Consider the following 19,416-nt stretch of genomic DNA (forward strand, 5'->3'; position numbering starts at 1 on the left):
ACCCTCCCGGATGCTCGAAACCACCCGGACGGGTCGAAATCCGGGACCGGAGAACGGCGCATCCATGCGCCCGGGACGCGGTGCTTCCCTTCCACGCCGGCCCGTGTCACGACTGACGCACCATGAGCATCGTGAACTTCTATGCCGGCAGCAGCCTCGACCGTGCCGCGGTGAAGCGGCGGGATGCGGCATGGCTGGCCGGCCGCCTCGCCGCCGCCGGCACGCGGCTGGTGCCCGTCTGGCGCGGCAAGCATCTGGTGGACGGCCCGCGCGAGGCGCCGCAGCCGGTCTGGCTGGACCCGGCGGAGAGCTGGTGGCGGGAGATCGCCGCAGCGGAGCCGGTGTTCCTGGGGCTGGAGGGGGAGACCGCCTGTTTCGCCGTGGACCTGTCGCCGCTGGAGGACCCGGCCGCGCACCCCCGGCTGGGCGGACTCGGCGCCTTCGTCGATCTGCGCACCCTGTCGCCGCTGATCGGAGAGCGGGCCGGCAGCCTGTTCGCCTATGCCCGCGGGCTGCTGCTCTGGCACGGGCGGCACCGCTTCTGCGGCGTCTGCGGCAGCGCCACCATCGTGGCCGACGGCGGCCATGCCCGGCACTGCACGGATCCTGCCTGCGCCACCCACCATTTCCCGCGCACCGATCCCGTGGTCATCATGCTGATCACCGACGGCGACCGCTGCATCCTGGGCCGGCAGCCGAAGTTTCCGCCCGGCTTCTATTCCTGCCTCGCCGGCTTCGTGGAACCCGGCGAGGGCGCGGAGGAAGCGGTGGCGCGGGAGAGCTGGGAGGAAGCCGGCGTCCACATCACGGATGTGCGCTACCATTCCTCGCAGCCCTGGCCCTTTCCGGGGCAGCTCATGCTGGGCTTCACGGCGCGGGCGACCAGTTCCGCCATCACCACCGACCCGGAGGAGATGGAGGACGTGGCCTGGTTCGAGCGCGACTGGATCAAGGCCAACCGCGGCAGCGACGGCTTCCGCCTGCCGCCCCGTGACGCCATCGCCCGCCGCCTGATCGATGACTGGCTGGACGGCGCGGGCTGATCCCTACGGCGACCCGCGGCAGGCTCTCCTCCCGCACTCTTGCAAGTCAGTCTCAGTTGCGGTAGCGGAGTCGGGTATCCGCCGCATCGGGAGACTGTGCCGTGAAGGTCGAGAACCCCTGCGTGAAGCTCTGCAAGTTCGATGCCCGGGGCATGTGCCTGGGCTGCTTCCGCGACAAGGCGGAAGTGAAGGGCTGGAAACGTCTGGGGGAGGCGGAGCGCAGCGCCGTGCTGGAGCGCATCCGCCCGCTGGTCGCCCTGCACCCGGCGGGCAAGGACAGCGCCGGCAGACGCGGCAAGGAGCGCAAACGGCTGAAGAAGCTGGACCGCCGGATCGCCAGGCTGGAGCGCAAGCTGGCGGAGGCGCGCAGCGAGCGCGCCCGGCAGACGGCCGTCGCGGCCTGACGTCCAGGCCCGCCTGAACGGCAGCCCCGCGGATCAGGCCAGGGCGGGCAGGCCGGCGCGACGGCGCATCCGCTTGAAGGCGACCCGCGCGGCAAGGTCGTGCAGCATCCCCTGCGGCTTCAGCCCGCTGGCCTTGAACACCATGGCGACCATCCGGTCCAGGTGCTGGGGCCGGTAGTAGCTGTAGGCGTGCAGCATGTATTCCCGGGTGTTGACGGCCCGGTCGTAGGGCTGCTGCCAGTGGTTCGCCGCGTAATAGGCGTAGGCCAGCTCGTCGTCCTCGGTCTCGTTGATCCGGGACAGGGCGATCCACAGGCGCTGGAAGCGGTTCAGCCGCTCGCGCTCCAGATAGCGCTTCAGGTAATCATAGAACAGCTTGTAGTGGCGCAGCTCGTCCGCGGCGATGTGCTTGCAGATCAGCTTGAACACCGGCTCGTCGGTGCTGTCGCCCAGCGCCGTGTAGTAGCTGGAGGTGCCGGTCTCGACGATGCAGCGGGCGACCAGTTCGCCCGAGCGGGAGCCGCGGGCCGACGTGGTGGCATCGGTGTCGATCCGGTAGCCGTCGCGGAACCGCTGCACCGCGTCCTGGAAGCTCCAGGCGGGGTCCACGGCCTCGGCCCAGCGGCCCAGCGCCTCACCGTGCTGCACCTCTTCCACCGCCCAGGCGCGCGCGACCTCCTGGAACTCCGGATCGTCAGCGAAGATGTTGCAGAGATAGTCGGCGTAGATGTGCCCGTTATATTCGACGAGGGCCGCCGCCTTGGCCACCTTCAGCATGGCCGGATCGACCTTGGAGGGGTCCAGCCGGTCCCAGGGCAGTTCGTCGATCGTCCAGTGCCTGTACGCCATCGGAACGCGCCGTCTCCTCGTTGGGCCCGGCGCCGGGCGCCAGGATCGTATGACCATCGCGCGGCGGCTTGCGAGCGACCCGCAACCGCCGCGGCACCGCTGAAGATTGGCACGTCCGCCGGGCTATGCAACAGCCGACCCGGCAGGCCCCCCCCCGGCGGCCGACCATGCCGCAGCCCGATCGGGCGGGGGAACGGGCTGCGGCCCCTCCCCCGGAGGGAGGGAGCCGCTGGCCGGTGTCAGGCCGCTTCGGCGTCCTGCTGGGAGGCGATCAGGTCCAGCTTCGCCTGGGTCGTCACGAGCCGGGTCTCCAGGGCGCGGCGCTCGACGTCGGAGGTCGCGTCCTCGATATCCTCGCGCAGATCGCTGATCTGTTTTTCCAGCGCCGCGGTATCGGACTTCAGCAGCGCGTCCAGGTCGGAGGCTTCCTCCGCCAGCACGGTGCAACGGGTGTCCGTCACCTCGGCGAAGCCGCCGGCCACGAAGATGCGGCGGCTGACGGTGGTCTGGTTGTCGCCGTAGACGTCGATGATGCCCGGACGCACGGTGACGATCATCGGCGCGTGTCCCGGCAGCACGCCGAACAGACCGTCGGCCCCCGGCACCACCACCATCGCCACCGGCTGCGAAACCAGCAGCTTCTCCGGGGACACCAGTTCGAACTCGAGCTTGTCGGCCATCATGACCTCCCGATGTCAGATTTCAGAAGCCCGGGGCCGGGGGCGTGTGCCCGCCGGCACCGGCCGTCCGTCCTCTGATCACGCCGCCTCGGCGGCCATCTTGCGGGCCTTGGCGACGGCGTCCTCGATGGTGCCGACCATGTAGAAGGCCGCCTCCGGCAGGTGGTCGTACTCGCCGGCCACGATGCCCTTGAAGCTGCGGATGGTGTCCTCGATCGGCACGAACACGCCCGGGGAGCCGGTGAACACCTCGGCGACGTGGAAGGGCTGCGAGAGGAAGCGCTGGATCTTGCGGGCGCGGGCCACGATCAGCTTGTCCTCTTCCGACAGCTCGTCCATGCCCAGGATGGCGATGATGTCCTGCAGCGACTTGTACTGCTGCAGCACCTTCTGGACGTCGCGGGCGACCTTGTAGTGCTCCTCGCCGACGATGCGCGGGTCGAGCGCGCGGCTGGTCGAGTCGAGCGGGTCCACCGCCGGGAAGATCGCCTGTTCGGCGATGGCGCGGTTCAGCACCGTCGTCGCGTCCAGATGCGCGAAGGAGGTCGCCGGGGCCGGGTCGGTCAGGTCGTCGGCGGGCACGTACACGGCCTGCACCGAGGTGATCGAGCCCTTCTTCGTGGAGGTGATGCGCTCCTGCAGGGCGCCCATGTCCGTGGACAGGGTCGGCTGATAGCCCACCGCGGAGGGGATGCGGCCGAGCAGCGCCGACACCTCGGCGCCGGCCTGGGTGAAGCGGAAGATGTTGTCCACGAAGAACAGCACGTCCTGGCCTTCCTCGTCGCGGAAATATTCCGCGATGGTCAGGCCGGACAGGCCGACGCGGGCGCGGGCCCCCGGCGGCTCGTTCATCTGGCCGTAGACCAGGGCCACCTTGGAGCCGGCGGTGTCGCCGCTCTCGTTCAGCTTGATGACGCCGGAGTCGATCATCTCGTGGTAGAGGTCGTTGCCCTCACGGGTCCGCTCGCCCACGCCCGCGAAGACCGACACGCCGCCGTGCGCCTTGGCGATGTTGTTGATCAGCTCCTGGATGGTCACGGTCTTGCCGACGCCGGCACCACCGAACAGGCCGATCTTGCCGCCCTTCAGGTACGGGGCCAGCAGGTCGATGACCTTGATGCCGGTGACGAGGATCTGCGCCTCGGTGGACTGCTCGATGAACTCCGGGGCGGAGCGGTGGATCGGGTAGGTCTTCTCGGCCTTCACCGGACCGCGCTCGTCGATCGGCTCGCCGGTCACGTTCAGGATGCGGCCCAGCGTGGCCGGACCGACCGGCATGGAGATCGGGGCGCCGGTGTCCACCACGTCCTGGCCGCGGGTCAGCCCGTCGGTCGTGTCCATGGCGATGCAGCGCACCGTGTTCTCGCCGAGATGCTGCGCCACCTCCAGCACCAGGGGCTTGCCCTCGTTGGTGGTGCGGAGGGCGTTCAGGATCGGCGGCAGGTCGCCGTCGAACTGGACGTCCACGACGGCGCCCAGCACCTGGGTGATGCGACCGGCGGTATTGCTCGGCTGGGTGGCGATAGCGACCATGGGGTGAACTCCCTCGGAACCTTGCGTCGAGTAACCGTGACGTCGTGTCGGTGTTGCGTGCGTGCCTGCGCCGGGATCAGACGGCCTCGGCGCCGGAGATGATCTCGATCAGTTCCTTGGTGATCGAGGCCTGGCGCGTCCGGTTGTAGACCAGCGTGAGCTTCTTGATCATGTCGCCCGCGTTGCGCGTGGCGTTGTCCATGGCGGTCATCCGCGCGCCCTGCTCGCTCGCGGCACTCTCCAGCAGTGCCGAGTAGACCTGGACGGCCAGGTTCCGCGGCAGCAGCTCGGCGAGGATCTTCTCCTCGTTCGGCTCGAACTCGTAGAGCGGCTTCGCCTCGGCCGTCTCCGCCGGTTCGGTGGCGACGGCAGGGGCGAACGGGATGACCTGCTGGGCCGTCACCACCTGGGTGATGGCCGAGCGGAACTTGTTGTAGATGACCGTGGCGACGTCGAACTCGCCGGCCTCGAACAGCTCCAGCACCTTGGCCGTGATCCTGTCCGCGTCGGCAAAGGAGAGCCGGCGGCGGCCGACATCCTCGAAGGAGTGGACGATCATCCCGGCGTACTCGCGCCGCAGCAGATCGCGGCCCTTGCGGCCGACGCAGAGGAGCTTGACCGTCCTGCCCTCACCCGTGAGGCGCTTGATGGTGCGCCGCGCCTCGCGGACGATGGTGCTGTTGAAGCCACCGCAGAGACCGCGGTCGGAGGTCACGACCACCAGCAGGTGGACCTGATCCGAGCCGGTCCCCGTCATCAGGCGGGGACCGCCGGTGGCGCCGGAGACGTTGGCGGCCAGGGAGGCCAGCATCCGGGCCATGCGGTCGGCGAAGGGCCGGCCGGCCTCGGCCTGCTCCTGGGCGCGGCGCAGCTTGCTGGCCGCGACCATCTTCATCGCGGAGGTGATCTTCTGCGTGGATTTCACGCTTCCGATCCGGTTTCGGATGTCCTTGAGGCTAGGCATGCCGGCCCTTTGTGGTTCTTGGCCCCGAACTCAACCCTGGCGGGGGCGGATCAGACGAAGGTCCTGCCGAAGTTCTCGAGGAAGGCCTTCAGCTTCTCCTCGGTGTCCTTGGTGATCTGCTTGTCCGTCCGGATCGCGGCGAGGATGTCGGCGCCGTTGTCGCGCATGACATCCAGCAGGTGCGCCTCGTAGCGGTTGACGTCCTCGACCTTGACCTTGTCGAGGTAGCCCTTCACGCCGGCATAGATGCTGACCACCTGCTCCTCGACCGCCATCGGGCTGAACTGCGGCTGCTTCAGCAGCTCGGTCAGCCGGGCGCCGCGGTTCAGCAGGCGCTGGGTCGTGGCGTCGAGATCGGACGCGAACTGGGCGAAGGCCGCCATCTCGCGGAACTGGGCCAGCTCCAGCTTGATGCTGCCCGCGACCTGCTTCATCGCCTTGATCTGGGCGGCGGAGCCGACGCGGCTGACCGACAGGCCGACATTGATGGCGGGGCGGATGCCCCGGTAGAACAGGCCGGTCTCCAGGAAGATCTGGCCGTCGGTGATGGAGATGACGTTGGTCGGGATGTAGGCCGACACGTCGCCGGCCTGCGTCTCGATCACCGGCAGCGCGGTCAGCGACCCCGCCCCCTTGTCATCGTTCATCTTCGCGGCCCGCTCCAGCAGGCGCGAGTGCAGGTAGAACACGTCGCCCGGATAGGCTTCGCGGCCCGGCGGACGGCGCAGCAGCAGCGACATCTGGCGGTAGGCGACGGCCTGCTTGGAGAGATCGTCGTACACGATCACGGCATGCATGCCGTTGTCGCGGAAGAACTCGCCCATGGCGCAGCCCGTGTAGGGCGCCAGGAACTGCAGGGGCGCCGGCTCGGACGCGGTGGCGGCGACGACGATGGAGTATTCCATCGCGCCCGTCTCCTCCAGCGTCTTCACGATCTGGGCGACCGTGGAGCGCTTCTGGCCGACGGCCACGTAGATGCAGTAGAGCTTCTTCGACTCGTCGTCGCCGGCGTTGATCGTCTTCTGGTTGATGAAGGTGTCGATCGCAACGGCGGTCTTGCCGGTCTGGCGGTCACCGATGATCAGCTCGCGCTGGCCGCGCCCGATCGGCACCAGGGCGTCGATCGCCTTGATGCCGGTCTGCATCGGCTCGTGCACGGACTTGCGCGGAATGATGCCCGGGGCCTTCACCTCGACGCGGCGCATCTCGGCACCCTGGATGGGGCCCTTGCCGTCGATCGGGTTGCCCAGGCCGTCCACCACGCGGCCGAGCAGGCCGCGGCCGACGGGGACCTCGACGATGGCGCCGGTCCGCTTGACGGTGTCGCCTTCCTTGATGTCGCGGTCGTCGCCGAAGATCACCACGCCGACATTGTCGGTCTCAAGGTTCAGGGCCATGCCCTTCACCCCGCCGGGGAATTCGACCATCTCGCCGGCCTTGACGTTGTCGAGGCCGTAGACGCGCGCGACACCGTCGCCGACCGACAGCACCGTGCCGACCTCGGCAACGTCGGCTTCGGTGCCGAAGTTCGCGATCTGCTGCTTCAGGATCGCGGAAATCTCAGCCGCGCGGATTTCCATTATCCAACCCCTTTCATGGCGAGTTTCAGCTTGGTCAGCTTCGTGCGCACGGAACTGTCGATCATGCGCGAGCCGACCTTGACGACCATTCCGCCGATCAGCGACGGGTCCACCCGGAGATCGACGGAGACCTTGGAGCCCAGCGCCCGACGCAGCGCGTCGGTGAGGGCGTCAAGCTGCTCCTGCGACAGCGGGCGGGCGGCGACCACACGGGCCGTCTGCTCGCCGCGGCGCCGGGCCAGCTCGGCCAGAAAGCCGTCGATCATGCCGGAAAGGGCGAAGAGGCGCCGGTTCCGGGCCACAAGGCCCACGAACTGGCGCACCAGCCCGGACACGTCCACCTGTGCCAGCACCGCATCCATCGCGCGGGCCTGGTCGGACCTGGAAAGCAGCGGACTACGCACGACACGGCGGAGATCCGCACTTTCGGCCATCAGCTGCTTCAGCAGAGCGAGGTCCTGGGCCGTCTGGTCCAGAGCCTTGTTCTCGTCGGCCAGTTCGAACAGAGCGGTCGCGTAGCGCGCCGCAAGTCCGGATACGCCTGTCCCTTCGGTTGCCACCTGGTAACCTCGGCTAGTCCGTCAGACCTGAAGAATTTCAGGGCTTTAGCAATAAGCGGGCGAGCCAGGAGGATACCCCCCTGACGTCGGGCGAGCGAGCACATAACACAGCGAAGAATGCGGTGCAACTGCAACAGGACACGCTGCCGCCGCGACACGGGTGCAGGCGGCTTAAGTGGGTCTTAACCCCTCGGCGCGCAGTCTTCCTCTTGCGTGTGCCGGGTTCCGGCCGCACGCCACCCCGACTGTCCGGAGGGGGGTGTCGGGGAGACCTCCGCTGACCCATGAGCGCACCGCAGCATCCATGACCGTCGTGCCCTTCTCCCTCGCCCGCTTCACCCCCGCCGATCTGGCGGAATGGAACTCGGTGGCCCTGCCCAAGCTGGACCGGGGTCTCTGGGAGTCCGTGACCCGCAGCTCCGGTCCCGACTTCGACCGGCTGGTCGTCCACTTCCCGAATCTGGACCGGCCCGTGTTCCGCTTCGAGCGGGACCGTCGGGGCGGCTACCGGCTGCTCTTCAATGACCGCCGCGGCTGGTACGAGATCGGCAGCGGCGACAGCGCCGGGGAGTGCCTGTCCGTCTGGAAGGGCCGGCTGCCGCGCAGCCCGCAGCGCCAGCCCGAGGACGCCAGCACCATCGCCTGACGGTGCCTGCCGTCTGGCGGTACCTGACGTCTGACGGTGCCTGACGTCTGACGATGGCACCCGGCCTCAGGCCTTGGCCGGGCGGCCCAGGGCAGCGGCGGCGAAGGCGGCCAGCCGCGCCAGCGGGCCGCGATCGATCAGCAGCACCAGCGCCAGATAGAACAGGGCGCCGGCCGGCACCAGCAGGGCCAGTGCCGGCAGCGCCGGCCAGTGCGGCACCAGCCAGAGGCGGGCCGCCAGCAGCAGGGCCGCCATCAGGCAGGCCCCCGCCACCGGCAGGGCGGCCGGGCCGAACTGGTCGCGCCAGCGCACCCCCGCGCCGACCCGTACCATCCAGGCGTTCAGCGGCAGCACGGCGACGAAGCGGGCCGCCCAGACCGCCGCCGCGACGACCACCCCCGCCTCTCCGAAAGCCACCAGCAGCGCGACGCTGACCGCGAGGCCGATCGCGTTCTGCACCGCCAGCCAGCGCGGCCGGCCCACCGCCGTCAGCGCCGCATTGCCGAACTGCCGCACGAGCTGCGCCATGGCGACGATGCAGAGGATGCGGACCAGCGGCACCGCCGGATCCCAGCCCGGCCCCAGGACCAGCGCCACCACCTCCGGCGCCAGCGCGAACAGGCCGGCGAACAGCGGCTGGGTGACGAGCGCCGTCAGCTCCGTCGCCTGCCGGAAGCCGCGGGACAGCGCCTCGCGGTCATCCTGGCGGCGGGAGAACAGGGGCAGCGCCAACTGGTGCAGGGCACTGCCCAGGATCATCCGGGCCGTATCCACCAGCCGCATGGCGACGGTCAGGTAACCGACCGCCGCCGGACCCAGCAGGTAGCCGACGATCAGCACGAACAGGCGCAGGTTCGCCTGCCAGAGGAACGACGCCACGAAGGCCGGCAGCGCGAAGCCCAGCAGCTCGCGCAGATGGCGCAGGGAGAGGACCAGCCGCGGTCGCCGTGGCGGGTCGATCCAGAGCGCCAGCGTGGCCGCGGCCGCCATGGCGATCTGCTGCGCCACCAGCGCCCAGACGCCGAATCCCCAGAGCGCCAGGGCCAGCCCGGCCGCTGCCCCGGCCAGCCGGCCGAAGAGGGAGCGCGCCGCCACGCGCTTGAAGCGCAGGTCACGCCGCAGCAGGGCCGTCATCACCCCGTTGGCGCCGCCGAAGACGAGGCTCAGCCCCATCCAGGCCAGCACCGGCGCCAGCCCCGGCGCCTCGAACAGCCGCTCCGCCGCCGGCGCCAGGAACCAGCAGCCGGCGGCCATGCCGGCACCGAGCAGGAGGCTGGCCCAGAGCGCGCTGTCGGCATGGCGGTCGTCCAGATCGCGCCGCTGCACCAGGGCGTCGTGGAACAGCATCTCCGCCACCAGGTACAGCACCTGGACGATGGAGAGGGCGAGGCCGGCCAGCCCGAACTCGGCCGGGCCGATCAGCCGGGCCAGCACCAGGAGCGTCGCCAGCGACAGCAGCGAGACACCGCCGCTCTCCAGCACGACCCAGACGACGCCGCGCGCGGCGGCAAGGCGGCTGCCGCTCATCGGACGCCCCCGGGGATCGGGAGGCCGCGGACGGACGGAAGGGGTTCGGTCATGGCGGATCGCACGGCTGCGGGAACGGACGGCGTATAACGCCCGGCGGTCCCCGGCCGGCACGGCGCGGTCCGGCTAGCCCCGAAGAGCAGGCGCGCGGAAGAACAGGCACGCGGACAGCGGGAGGCACCCCCGGTGACTCCCGGCCGGTGACTCCCGGATTGCATCGGCCGGTCGATGGCGGCATGTTCACCCCATCATTCTGTCGCCTGCACCGCTGCGGCCCCTGCCCCTGCCGGATCAGGCGCGGGAGAGAGACAGATGCGTCAGTCGCGCCAGACCGACCAGCATGGCCGGCCGATCACCCTCTACGGGGCCGAGGACTGGCCCGCGCTGCGCCGCGCCGGGCGTCTGGCCGCGGAGGCGCTGGACCATGTCGCCGGCCTGATCCGTCCGGGCATCAGCACCGCCGAGCTGGACCGCCAGTGCGAAGCCTGGATGCGGGAGCGCGGGGCGGTGCCCGCCACCCTGGGCTATCACGGCTACCGCCATGCGAGCTGCATCTCCATCAACCATGTCGTCACCCACGGCGTACCGTCGGAGGACAAGCGGCTGGTCGAGGGCGATATCGTCAATGTCGATCTCTCCCCGATCCTGGACGGCTGGTTCGGGGACAGCAGCCGCACCTACTTCGTCGGCGAGCCCTCGCCGCTGGCACGGCGGCTGACCCGCACGGCCTGGCGGGCGATGTGGGCGGGAATCGAGGCGGTGCGCCCCGGCGCGCGCATGGGCGATGTCGGCCACGCCATCGAAGCCGCGGCCCGCGCCGAGGGTTTCACCGTCGTGCGCGACTTCTGCGGCCACGGCATCGGCCGCGTCTTCCACGATGCGCCGGAGGTGCTGAACTTCGGCCGCCCGGGCACCGGCGTGCTGCTGGAACCGGGCATGGTCTTCACCATCGAGCCGATGGTGAACGCCGGCGGTGCGGCCGTGAAGGTGATGGCCGACAAGTGGACGACCGTGACCCGCGACCGGTCCCTCTCCGCCCAGTTCGAGCACATGGTGGGCGTGACCGAGACGGGGGTGGAGGTCTTCACCCGCTCCCCCGCGGGACTGGACGGCGAGCCGGCCTGATCCCCTACGCCGCCGCAGCCCCCCGTCAGCGGGCGGGCGGCGGCGGTGCGATCACCGGCAGGCCGGACGGGGCCAGCGCGATCTCCACCGGCAGACGGGCGATCACGTCGCCGTCGCCCTGCACCGGCTCCCCGGCCGGGCCGTCGATGCCCACGCGCACGGCCGGCAGGACCCGGAAGCCGGGCAGGCGCTCCAGCAACCCCAGCACCATCCCGGCCGAATAGGCGAGCGCCGCCGCCCGGCCGCCGCATTCGAACAGGCAGGCGTGGAGCTGCGGCCGCTCCAGATCGGCCTGGGGGGCCAGCACGAACCGGCCGCCGTAGAAGTGCCCCTTGGCGACGATGCAGGAGGCGGCCCGGACCCGCTCCACCCCGCCTGCGGCATCCTCAACCGTCACGGTGTAGACCGGCCGCGGCCCGGCCAGAAGCTGCCCGAGCGTCTCCACCACATAGGCACCCTTGCCGGTCAGCCGCTTGAGCCGGGGGTTCACCCGCTCCACCACCGCCGCATCCAGCCCGGCACCGGCCATCATGGTGAAAAAGCGGCCGCCGGCGCGGCCCGGATGGATCAGCCGCACCGGCCCCGTCGCCAGAAGCGCCGCCAGCGCCGCCGGCCGCTCCGGCAGGCCCAGCTCCCCGGCCAGCACGTTGGCCGTGCCCAGGGGGATCACCCCCAACGGCAGTGGCGCCGGCCGCGCCCCCAGGCCGTTCACCACCTCGTTGACGGTGCCGTCCCCGCCCGCGGCGACCACGGCGTCCACGTCCGCCGCCTCCCGGGCGAAGCGTTCGGCGTCGCCGCGGGCGGCGGTCTCCCGCAGCTCCAGCCGGCAGCCGGAGTCGCGCAGGGCCTGGACGGTCCGGCGCAGGAATCCGGGGCGGCGGAACCCGGCGGTCGGATTGTGGATCAGCAGCAGGCGCCGGCCGGCCCCCGGCAGGGTAGGGGGCAGGCCCGGCAAGGAGGGAACAACGACGGTCACCACGACTCCATGTTACGGTAATGTGAAAAATAAATGAAATACCAAAGTCATCATCATGAAGGCTTGAAGAAATCTGCAAGAGGAATGTGACAACACGAATCAAGCCTTTGTCTTCGGATATATCTAGATGTATACCGCCGTCAACTTTACAAGCACCAGCCGTTCCATCCCTGGTCACGGACCATCTGCAAAGGGAGCCGCGCCATGCAGGCCGAGGAGACCGCCAGACAGTACCGGAGCATCTGGCTGTCGGACATCCATCTGGGCACCCGCGGGTGTCAGGCCGACTTCCTTCTGGATTTCCTGCGCCACAACGAGTCCGAGTACCTGTACCTGGTCGGCGACATCGTGGACGGCTGGCGCCTGCGCAAATCCTGGTACTGGCCGCAGAGCCACAACGACGTGGTGCAGAAGATCCTGCGCCGGGCCCGCAAGGGGGCGAAGGTCTTCCTGATCCCGGGCAACCATGACGAGGCGTTCCGGGAGTTCATCGGGCTCCAGTTCGGCGGCGTGGCGATCCAGGAGGACACGGTCCATGTCACCGCCGACGGCCGCCGCCTGCTGGTGATCCACGGCGACCAGTTCGACGCGGTGGTGCGCTACGCCAAGTGGCTTGCGCATGTGGGGGACACTGCCTACGTCCTGCTCCTGGGCATCAACACGGGCTTCAACTGGGTCCGGCGGAAGCTCGGGTTCCCGTACTGGTCCATCAGCGCCTACCTGAAGCACCGGACCAAGAAGGCGGTCGAGTTCATCGGGGACTTCGAGAAGGCGCTGGCCGACGAGGCCCGTCGCCGGCAGGTGGACGGGGTGATCTGCGGCCACATCCACCATGCCGAGATGCGGGACATGGACGGGGTGCTCTACTGCAACGACGGGGACTGGGTCGAGTCATGCACCGCCTTGGTGGAGCACGAGAACGGAAAGCTCGAAATCATCAACTGGGCCGAGGCTATCCGGGCGCGGGCGGCGATGAAGGTCGCGGCGTGAAGATCCTGATCGTCACCGATGCCTGGTTTCCGCAGGTCAACGGTGTGGTGCGGACCCTGGCGACGACCCGGACCGAGCTGGAGAAGATGGGGCACACCGTGGAGGTGATCGCCCCCGACCGCTTCCGCACCCTGCCGCTGCCCACCTATCCCGAGATCCGGGTGGCGATCCGGCCGGGCCGCCGGCTGGCGCGGATGATCGAGGAGGCGCGCCCCGACGCGATCCATATCGCCACGGAAGGGCCGCTGGGCTTCGCCGCGCGGCGCTTCTGCCTGCGCTACCGCATCCCCTTCACCACCGCCTACCACACCCGCTTCCCCGAATATGTCCGCGACCGGGCGCCGATCCCGCTGGCGCTGACCTACGCCATCGTGCGCCGGTTCCATGCCCCGGCGCATTCCGTGATGGTCGCCACCCCCTCCATCGAGCAGGACCTGCGGGCGCGCGGCTTCCGCAACATCCGGCGCTGGACCCGCGGCGTGGACACGGAGCTGTTCCGGCCGCGGCCGGAGGTGCGGGGAGCGGCCCTGCTGGACCTGCCGCGCCCGGTCTTCCTCTATGTCGGCCGCGTGGCAGTGGAAAAGAACATCGAGGCGTTCCTGAAGCTGGACCTGCCCGGCAGCAAGGTCGTGGTCGGCGACGGGCCGCAGCGGGCCGAGTTGCAGGCGCGCTACCCCAAGGTCCACTTCGCCGGGGCGCAGCATGGCGAGGATCTGGCCCGGCACTATGCGGCGGCGGACGTCTTCGTCTTCCCCTCGCGCACCGACACCTTCGGGCTGGTGCTGCTGGAGGCGCTGGCCAGCGGCCTGCCGGTGGCGGCCTATCCGGTGGCCGGCCCGGTGGACGTGCTGGGTCCCGCGGCCGAGGGGCCGGACCGGGTCGGCGTGCTGGACGCCGATCTGGGCCGGGCGGCGCTGGCCGCGCTGGAGATCGACCCGGTGCGCTGCCGCGACTTCGCCATGCACTATTCCTGGCAGGCCTCGGCGCAGCAGTTCGTCAACAACCTGCGCCCGCTGACCGAGGAAGTGCGCGCGGCCTGAGCGGAGAAGCCCGGCCGGGCTTCTTTCCGGGCCGGTTGACCCGGCAGGCCCTTTCTCCGGGCCGGTTGACCCGGCCTGGGGGGCCGGCGCAGGCTGGAGGGAACCCCCATTCTCCGGGAGAGGCCCGCCATGCCCGCCGCCATGATCACGCCGGCCTATGTCCGCACCATGGCCGCCTACAATGCGGAGATGAACCGCCGCATCTACGCCGCCGCCGGGCGGCTGGGCGAGGCGGAGCGGCGGCGCGACCGCGGCGCCTTCTGGGGCTCGATCCACGGCACCCTCAGCCATCTGCTCTGGGGCGACCGGATGTGGATGTCGCGTTTCGACGGCTGGGAGAAGCCGACCCAGCCCCTGAAGCAGAGCGGCGGGCTGCATGACGACTTCGCCGCGCTCACACAGGCCCGCGCGGCGGCCGACGAGGCCCTGTGCGACTGGGCCGGACGGCTGGAGGCCGACTGGCTGGCGGGGGAACAGCGCTGGTACAGCGGTGCCGCCGGTCGGGAGATGGCGGCGCCGCGGGGCTTCCTGCTGGCCCATATGTTCAACCACCAGACCCACCACCGCGGTCAGGTCCATGTCCTGCTGACCCAGGCGGGGCAGGACCCCGGCGACACCGACCTGTTCCTGCTGCCCCCGCTCGACTGATCCCCTCCCCCGCCGCCGGCCGTTACGCCCGCGCGGGAGGCGCTGGCCCGCCAGGGAGCCACCCCCAGCAGGACCAGTGCCCGGTCCAGGGCCACATCGAACGGCAGCGCCTCCACCGTCGCCCGGGACCGCAGCGCCTCGCAGGCGCGCAGCAGGGCTGCCCGCTCCGCCTCGACCTTCGCCGCCAGCCTTGCCGCCAGCGCCCCGCCGGCCCCGCTCCCGGCGCGGCGACGGGACAGGAGATTCTGCACGCAGCGGTCGGGCGGGGTGTCGAGCCGCAGCACATGCAGCGGATGCCGCGCCGCCAGCGCGGCACTGAGCCGTCCGTCCGCGCTCAGCGCCAGCCCCTCCAGCAGCACGTCGTCCCCGGCCGTGGCCCGCTCCGCCGCCAGCAACAGGGCCGCCGGCAGTCCGCCGTCGCGGGCCGGGATGGTGTCGCAGCCGCCGCAGGTCCCCCCGTACTGGCCCAGCACCACGAGCGGCCGGCCGCCGGCCGGGTGTGCCAGCCGGTAGGCGAAGGGCCGTGTCCGGCCGGGGCGGAACAGCGGTTCGGCCCGGCCCGGCCCCTGCCAGTCATAGGCGGCGAGGACACGGCGGACGATCTCGGTCTTGCCCGACCCGGCGGTGCCCCGCGGATTGACGATCAGGCCCATGCGGCTCCCTCCCGTGCTGGCGTCGCAGGGGGACAGTGGACCACCGATCCAGGGCACGGTGAACGCCGATCGCAGGCGGCGGCGGGAAAATCCCGGGCAGGCCGGAGACTTGCGGCGGACAGGCCCGCCGCCGGGATCAGAGGAAGCTGTAGGGGTCGATGTCCACCTGGACCCGGACGCCGGCGGGGATCTCCACCGCTGCCAGCCAGTCGGCGACGACCGGCTGCAACGCCAGCCCCTTGGGTCCGCGCAGCAGCAGCCGGCGGCGGTGCCGGCCGCGCAGGATCGCCAGCGGCGCCGGCGCCGGCCCCAGCACCGTCAGCTCCGGCCGGTCGTGCGGGGCGGCGCGGCCCAGGCGCAGGGCCGCCTGCTCCACCGTCCGCTCGTCCTCGCCCGAGACGATCAGGGCCGCCAGCCGGCCGTAGGGGGGCATCTCCGTCTGCCGCCGGGCCTCGGCCTCGTGCGCCAGGAAGGCGTCGCGGTCGTGCGCCGCCAGCGCCCGCATCACCGGGGTGTCCGGCATGTGGGTCTGGAGGAAGACCCGGCCCGGCCGGCTCTCGCGCCCGGCGCGGCCGGCGACCTGATGCAGAAGCTGGAAGGTCCGCTCCCCCGCCCGCAGGTCGCCGCCGGAAAGGCCGAGATCGGCATCCACCACCCCGACCAGGGTCAGCAGCGGGAAATGGTGGCCCTTGGCCATCACCTGGGTGCCGATCAGCAGGTCGATCTCGTGCGCCTTGACCCGCTCCACCGTCTCCTGCATCGCCCGCGGCCCCAGCAGCGTGTCGGAGGTCAGGACGGCGACGCGGGCGTCGGGGAACAGCTCCGTCACCTCCTCCGCCACCCGCTCCACCCCCGGCCCGCAGGCGACGAAGGACCCTTCGGCCCCGCACTGCGGGCATTCGTCGGGCAGCCGGGCGGTGTAGCCGCAATGATGGCACTGCAGGCGCCGGCTCAGCCGGTGCTCCACCAGCCAGGCGGTGCAGTTCGGGCACTGCAGCCGGTGGCCGCAGGCGCGGCACAGGGTCAGGGGCGCATAGCCGCGGCGGTTCAGGAACAGCATCGCCTGCTCCCCCGCCGCCAGCGTCTCCGTCAGGGCGTCGCGCAGGACGGGCGAGAGCCAGTGCCGCGGCGGTGGCGCCGCGTCGGGCCGGCGCAGGTCGATCAGGGTGACCTCCGGCAGTTCGGCGCCGCCGTGCCGGTCAGGCAGGTCGATGCGGCCGTAGCGCCCGGCCTCGGCATTCGCCAGCGTCTCCAGCGAGGGCGTGGCGGAGACCAGCACGATGGGGATGCGCCCCAGATGCGCCCGCGCCACCGCCATGTCGCGGGCATGGTAGACGACCCCCTCCTCCTGCTTGAAGGCGGGCTCGTGCTCCTCGTCCACGATGATCAGGCCAAGGTCCGGATAGGGCAGGAACAGGGCGGAGCGGGCGCCGACCACCACCCGCACCTCGCCCGAGGCGACCGCCCGCCAGGTGTTCCGGCGCAAGGGCGGCGGCAGGTCGGAATGCCATTCCGCCGGCCGCGCGCCGAAGCGGCGGGCAAAGCGGTCGAGCGACTGGGGCGACAGCGCGATCTCCGGCAGCAGCACCAGGGCCTGCCGCCCGGCCCGCAGCGCCGCGGCGATGGCCTCGAAATAGACCTCCGTCTTGCCCGAGCCGGTGACCCCGTCCAGCAGCGTGGCGGAATAGGCCCCGGCCGCCACCTTCTCCCGCAGCGTCTCCGCCGCGGCCGCCTGCGGGGGTGAGAGGGTGGGGCCGGGCAGCGCCCCGTCCGGCACGGCGAAGCGCGGCCCGCTGCGCAGCGGCACCGGCAGCAGCACGCCGGCATCGGCCATGGCGCGCACCACCGCGGGCGTGCAGCCGGCCTCGGCCGCCAGTTCCGCCGCCGGCCGCGGCGGCCCGTCCGCCAGCAGGTCCAGGATGCGCCGGCGCTGCGGCGACAGCTTGAAGCCGTCCGGCAGGTCGCCGTCCGCCCGCCCGTAGGCGGTCAGCACCCGCGGCCCCTCCAGCGCGGCGGAGACGCTGACGGCCATGCGCAGCACGTTGCCCGGCGGCGTCATGGTGTAGGCCGCGACCCAGTCCACGAACCGGCGCGACACCTCCGGCATCGGCGGCAGGTCGAACCGGCGCAGCACGGGCTTCAGCTTCGCGTCCGGCACCGCACCGGGGGCCGCGGGATCGCCCTCCCCCCAGACGACGCCGAAGACCCGGCGGGGCCCCAGCGGCACCTCGACATAGCTGCCGGGCGGCAGGTCCAGGCCGGGCGGGGCGCCGTAGTCGAAGGGTTCCGGAAACGGCAGCGGCAGCAGCACGCGCACGCGCCGCGCCGCCGGCGCGGGACGCGCGTCCTCCGCCTCCAGCCTGAACTCCGCCGCCTCCGGCACCCCGACCTCCGCACCCGCGATGCCCCGGTGTTAGCACCCCGGCGCCGGAGAGCGGAAGTGGCAGCCGGCGGGGGCAGGGGAGACGGGGGCCGCCGTTTTACTCGGCAGCGTCCGGGGCGGCAGCGCGGGCGAAGGCGCGGCGGGTGCCGTCCGGGTCCTGCCCGATCACCTTGAGGTAGGCGCGGGCGGGGCCGTCGGGTTCCGCCGTCCCCTGTTCCCACTGCCGCAGGGTCCAGACGCTGAGGCCGTAGGCGCGAGCGAAGGCCGTCTGGCTCAGACCGAGCCGGGCGCGCAGGACCTTCAGGTCGGGATAGGCCCGCCGCACGGCGAAGCCGGCCAGGTCCGCATCGCCGAGGTCGGGAGCGGTATCCGGGTCGTCGGCGATCTGCCGGCGGATGTCCGTATCGTCGGTCGCGTCCATCCGGGCGCGGTCGTCGGGCTCCACCCGGAGCGCATCCTCAAGGGAAAAACGCGGCATAGAGCCTCCTTTCCTTCCGGCTGGCCATCCGGGCGGAGATGATCCACCGGAACGGTCCGGCATCGGCATCGGACCGCCATGTGTAGACGACAGCCAGGGTATCGGCGCCGACGCGACCCAGCGCCACCAGACGCTCCTCGCCATACTCGAAGCGCCGGTCCGCCCTCTCGATCGTATGGCCGGCGAAGATGCGGGCGGCATACAGAAAACCGAAGCCCCGCTCCCGCCTTGTCTTCTCGTCCTTCGCCGGATCGAAGTCGAACAACGCCATGGAGCGAGGATAGCCGGCCCCCCGCCCCTGCACAAGGAAGCGTAGCGTTACAACCCACACGCCCTCCGGTCGGGGCTGTCGCCGGCGGGCCACAGGGATGCGGCGACGCTGCCGCGGCGGTGGCGGGCGCGGGGCGGCTCGGCTATGGTGCTGCCCGGCGGCGGTCCCGGCAGCGGGGCCGCCGTCGCGGTCCGGATGCCGGGGCAGCGCGCCACGCCGACCGGAGGGGGGAGGCAGGATGCCGGCGGCCGATGGCTGCCGGACGGAACCAGGACCGCGCCAGGATCAGGACCACGCCGGGATCAGAACCGTCTGAAGGTCGGAACCGCGCAAACCGCAGGACAGCGCCACCATGAAGTTCTTCGTCGATACCGCCGACCTTGCCGAAATCCGGGATCTGGCCGCCACCGGCCTGCTGGACGGGGTGACCACCAACCCCAGCCTGGTCGCCAGGACCGGCCGCCCCTTCGTGGATCTGGTGGCGGAGATCTGCGACGTGGTCAGCGGCCCGGTGAGCGCCGAGGTCGCCGCCACCGACGCCGAGACCATGCTGAAGGAAGGCCGCCATCTGGCGCGCATCGCGCCGAACGTGGCGGTGAAGGTGCCGCTCACGCCGGCCGGGCTGAAGGTCTGCCGCACGCTGGCGAACGAGGGCACGATGGTGAACGTCACCCTCTGCTTCTCGGCGGCGCAGGCGATCCTGGCGGCCAAGGCCGGGGCGGCCTTCGTCTCCCCCTTCGTCGGGCGGCTGGACGACATCGGCCAGACCGGCCTGAACCTGATCGCCGAGATCGTGGAGATCTACGACCGCTATCCCGCCTTCACCACCGAGGTGCTGGTCGCCAGCATCCGCAACCCGACGCACGTCACCGAATCGGCCCGCCTGGGCGCCCATGTGGCGACCATGCCGCCGGCGGTGATCCGCCAGCTCTTCGCCCATCCGCTGACCGACAAGGGGCTCTCCCAGTTCGTCGCCGACTGGCAGAAGACCGGGCAGAACATCCTGGAGCAGGCGATCCCCGACCGCAGCGGCCAGGACAGGGCGTGACCGCAGCGACCGGAACCG

Annotated in this window: 20 protein-coding genes; 8 read left to right on the forward strand and 12 right to left on the reverse strand. The window is 71.2% G+C overall.

Features of this window, described 5'->3' with window-relative positions; all coding sequences use genetic code 11:
• Window positions 1-122 precede the first annotated feature (122 nt).
• The gene (gene nudC / locus RC1_RS10725) at window positions 123-1,043 is read left to right on the forward strand and encodes an NAD(+) diphosphatase (protein WP_012567409.1); all 921 of its coding nucleotides are present in this window, start codon (window positions 123-125) and stop codon (window positions 1,041-1,043) included.
• A gap of 101 nt (window positions 1,044-1,144) precedes the next feature.
• The gene (locus RC1_RS10730) at window positions 1,145-1,447 is read left to right on the forward strand and encodes a DUF1289 domain-containing protein (RefSeq protein WP_012567410.1); all 303 of its coding nucleotides are present in this window, start codon (window positions 1,145-1,147) and stop codon (window positions 1,445-1,447) included.
• A gap of 33 nt (window positions 1,448-1,480) precedes the next feature.
• On the opposite strand, the gene RC1_RS10735 is transcribed toward RC1_RS10730, so the two are convergent.
• From RC1_RS10735 to RC1_RS10760, 6 genes are all read right to left on the reverse strand, one after another.
• Window positions 1,481-2,296, reverse strand: a complete 816-nt coding sequence (locus tag RC1_RS10735; RefSeq protein ID WP_012567411.1) for a ferritin-like domain-containing protein — start codon at window positions 2,294-2,296, stop codon at window positions 1,481-1,483.
• A 239-nt stretch (window positions 2,297-2,535) separates the two neighbouring features.
• The gene (gene atpC, locus RC1_RS10740; protein WP_012567412.1) at window positions 2,536-2,976 is read right to left on the reverse strand and encodes an ATP synthase F1 subunit epsilon; all 441 of its coding nucleotides are present in this window, start codon (window positions 2,974-2,976) and stop codon (window positions 2,536-2,538) included.
• A 78-nt stretch (window positions 2,977-3,054) separates the two neighbouring features.
• Complete coding sequence (gene atpD / locus RC1_RS10745) at window positions 3,055-4,509, reverse strand: F0F1 ATP synthase subunit beta (RefSeq protein ID WP_012567413.1); 1,455 nt, start codon at window positions 4,507-4,509, stop codon at window positions 3,055-3,057.
• Between the two features lie 76 nt (window positions 4,510-4,585).
• Complete coding sequence (locus RC1_RS10750) at window positions 4,586-5,473, reverse strand: F0F1 ATP synthase subunit gamma (protein ID WP_012567414.1); 888 nt, start codon at window positions 5,471-5,473, stop codon at window positions 4,586-4,588.
• A gap of 50 nt (window positions 5,474-5,523) precedes the next feature.
• Window positions 5,524-7,053, reverse strand: coding sequence for a F0F1 ATP synthase subunit alpha (gene atpA / locus RC1_RS10755; RefSeq protein ID WP_012567415.1), 1,530 nt, complete (start codon window positions 7,051-7,053; stop codon window positions 5,524-5,526).
• Window positions 7,053-7,613 (reverse strand): F0F1 ATP synthase subunit delta, encoded by a 561-nt coding sequence (locus RC1_RS10760; RefSeq protein WP_012567416.1) that lies wholly within the window; start codon window positions 7,611-7,613, stop codon window positions 7,053-7,055. The genes atpA and RC1_RS10760 overlap by 1 nt, the downstream gene beginning before the upstream one ends.
• 304 nt (window positions 7,614-7,917) lie before the next feature.
• Here RC1_RS10760 and RC1_RS10765 point away from each other — a divergent pair, with 304 nt between their 5' ends.
• Window positions 7,918-8,259: a hypothetical protein gene (locus tag RC1_RS10765; RefSeq protein ID WP_012567417.1), complete on the forward strand. Its 342-nt coding sequence runs from the start codon at window positions 7,918-7,920 to the stop codon at window positions 8,257-8,259.
• A 66-nt stretch (window positions 8,260-8,325) separates the two neighbouring features.
• Here RC1_RS10765 and RC1_RS10770 read toward each other — a convergent pair whose 3' ends face one another.
• Entirely contained in the window at window positions 8,326-9,786 is a 1,461-nt protein-coding gene (locus RC1_RS10770; protein ID WP_012567418.1) for a lipopolysaccharide biosynthesis protein, read from the reverse strand.
• 312 nt (window positions 9,787-10,098) lie between these two features.
• Between RC1_RS10770 and map the strand changes: the two genes are divergently transcribed.
• Window positions 10,099-10,911, forward strand: coding sequence for a type I methionyl aminopeptidase (gene map, locus RC1_RS10775; protein ID WP_012567419.1), 813 nt, complete (start codon window positions 10,099-10,101; stop codon window positions 10,909-10,911).
• A gap of 25 nt (window positions 10,912-10,936) precedes the next feature.
• Here the strand turns inward: map and RC1_RS10780 are convergent, their stop codons facing one another.
• Window positions 10,937-11,887 carry a diacylglycerol/lipid kinase family protein gene (locus RC1_RS10780; RefSeq protein ID WP_012567420.1) on the reverse strand — a complete coding sequence of 317 codons (951 nt, stop codon included), beginning with the start codon at window positions 11,885-11,887 and terminating at the stop codon, window positions 10,937-10,939.
• Window positions 11,888-12,091: 204 nt separating this feature from the next.
• Between RC1_RS10780 and RC1_RS10785 the strand changes: the two genes are divergently transcribed.
• The 3 genes from RC1_RS10785 to RC1_RS10795 all read left to right on the forward strand — a co-directional run bounded on the left by RC1_RS10785 (window position 12,092) and on the right by RC1_RS10795 (window position 14,565).
• Window positions 12,092-12,877, forward strand: a complete 786-nt coding sequence (locus RC1_RS10785) for a UDP-2,3-diacylglucosamine diphosphatase (protein WP_012567421.1) — start codon at window positions 12,092-12,094, stop codon at window positions 12,875-12,877.
• On the forward strand, window positions 12,874-13,917 hold the full coding sequence (locus RC1_RS10790) for a glycosyltransferase family 4 protein (protein ID WP_012567422.1): 1,044 nt from the start codon (window positions 12,874-12,876) through the stop codon (window positions 13,915-13,917). The genes RC1_RS10785 and RC1_RS10790 overlap by 4 nt, the downstream gene beginning before the upstream one ends.
• 129 nt (window positions 13,918-14,046) lie before the next feature.
• Window positions 14,047-14,565: a DinB family protein gene (locus RC1_RS10795; RefSeq protein WP_012567423.1), complete on the forward strand. Its 519-nt coding sequence runs from the start codon at window positions 14,047-14,049 to the stop codon at window positions 14,563-14,565.
• Here the strand turns inward: RC1_RS10795 and RC1_RS10800 are convergent.
• The 4 genes from RC1_RS10800 to RC1_RS10815 form a co-directional block, all read right to left on the reverse strand.
• Window positions 14,487-15,218, reverse strand: coding sequence for a hypothetical protein (locus RC1_RS10800; protein ID WP_041785306.1), 732 nt, complete (start codon window positions 15,216-15,218; stop codon window positions 14,487-14,489). The two genes, RC1_RS10795 and RC1_RS10800, sit on opposite strands and share 79 nt — an antisense overlap.
• A gap of 136 nt (window positions 15,219-15,354) precedes the next feature.
• Entirely contained in the window at window positions 15,355-17,601 is a 2,247-nt protein-coding gene (locus tag RC1_RS10805) for a primosomal protein N' (RefSeq protein WP_012567424.1), read from the reverse strand.
• Window positions 17,602-17,698: 97 nt separating this feature from the next.
• A complete protein-coding gene (locus tag RC1_RS10810; protein ID WP_012567425.1) occupies window positions 17,699-18,079 on the reverse strand; it encodes a helix-turn-helix domain-containing protein in 381 nt (126 codons plus the stop codon).
• A complete protein-coding gene (locus RC1_RS10815) occupies window positions 18,060-18,350 on the reverse strand; it encodes a BrnT family toxin (protein WP_012567426.1) in 291 nt (96 codons plus the stop codon). Before RC1_RS10815 ends, RC1_RS10810 begins: the two co-directional genes overlap by 20 nt.
• 352 nt (window positions 18,351-18,702) lie before the next feature.
• Between RC1_RS10815 and fsa the strand changes: the two genes are divergently transcribed.
• Entirely contained in the window at window positions 18,703-19,398 is a 696-nt protein-coding gene (gene fsa / locus RC1_RS10820; RefSeq protein WP_012567427.1) for a fructose-6-phosphate aldolase, read from the forward strand.
• The last annotated feature ends 18 nt before the right edge of the window (window positions 19,399-19,416 follow it).

Origin of the sequence: Rhodospirillum centenum SW, assembly GCF_000016185.1 — a bacterium.
GTDB lineage: Bacteria > Pseudomonadota > Alphaproteobacteria > Azospirillales > Azospirillaceae > Rhodocista > Rhodocista centena.

Excerpts from the sequence above, each read along its gene's own strand:
- nudC (WP_012567409.1), top strand. The coding sequence starts at position 123 with ATGAGCATCGTGAACTTCTATGCCGGCAGCAGCCTCGACCGTGCCGCG.
- RC1_RS10735 (WP_012567411.1), bottom strand. The coding sequence starts at position 2,296 with ATGGCGTACAGGCACTGGACGATCGACGAACTGCCCTGGGACCGGCTG.
- atpC (WP_012567412.1), bottom strand. The coding sequence starts at position 2,976 with ATGGCCGACAAGCTCGAGTTCGAACTGGTGTCCCCGGAGAAGCTGCTG.
- atpD (WP_012567413.1), bottom strand. The coding sequence starts at position 4,509 with ATGGTCGCTATCGCCACCCAGCCGAGCAATACCGCCGGTCGCATCACC.
- RC1_RS10750 (WP_012567414.1), bottom strand. The coding sequence starts at position 5,473 with ATGCCTAGCCTCAAGGACATCCGAAACCGGATCGGAAGCGTGAAATCC.
- atpA (WP_012567415.1), bottom strand. The coding sequence starts at position 7,053 with ATGGAAATCCGCGCGGCTGAGATTTCCGCGATCCTGAAGCAGCAGATC.
- RC1_RS10765 (WP_012567417.1), top strand. The coding sequence starts at position 7,918 with ATGACCGTCGTGCCCTTCTCCCTCGCCCGCTTCACCCCCGCCGATCTG.
- RC1_RS10770 (WP_012567418.1), bottom strand. The coding sequence starts at position 9,786 with ATGAGCGGCAGCCGCCTTGCCGCCGCGCGCGGCGTCGTCTGGGTCGTG.
- map (WP_012567419.1), top strand. The coding sequence starts at position 10,099 with ATGCGTCAGTCGCGCCAGACCGACCAGCATGGCCGGCCGATCACCCTC.
- RC1_RS10785 (WP_012567421.1), top strand. The coding sequence starts at position 12,092 with ATGCAGGCCGAGGAGACCGCCAGACAGTACCGGAGCATCTGGCTGTCG.
- RC1_RS10795 (WP_012567423.1), top strand. The coding sequence starts at position 14,047 with ATGCCCGCCGCCATGATCACGCCGGCCTATGTCCGCACCATGGCCGCC.
- RC1_RS10800 (WP_041785306.1), bottom strand. The coding sequence starts at position 15,218 with ATGGGCCTGATCGTCAATCCGCGGGGCACCGCCGGGTCGGGCAAGACC.
- RC1_RS10810 (WP_012567425.1), bottom strand. The coding sequence starts at position 18,079 with ATGCCGCGTTTTTCCCTTGAGGATGCGCTCCGGGTGGAGCCCGACGAC.
- RC1_RS10815 (WP_012567426.1), bottom strand. The coding sequence starts at position 18,350 with ATGGCGTTGTTCGACTTCGATCCGGCGAAGGACGAGAAGACAAGGCGG.
- fsa (WP_012567427.1), top strand. The coding sequence starts at position 18,703 with ATGAAGTTCTTCGTCGATACCGCCGACCTTGCCGAAATCCGGGATCTG.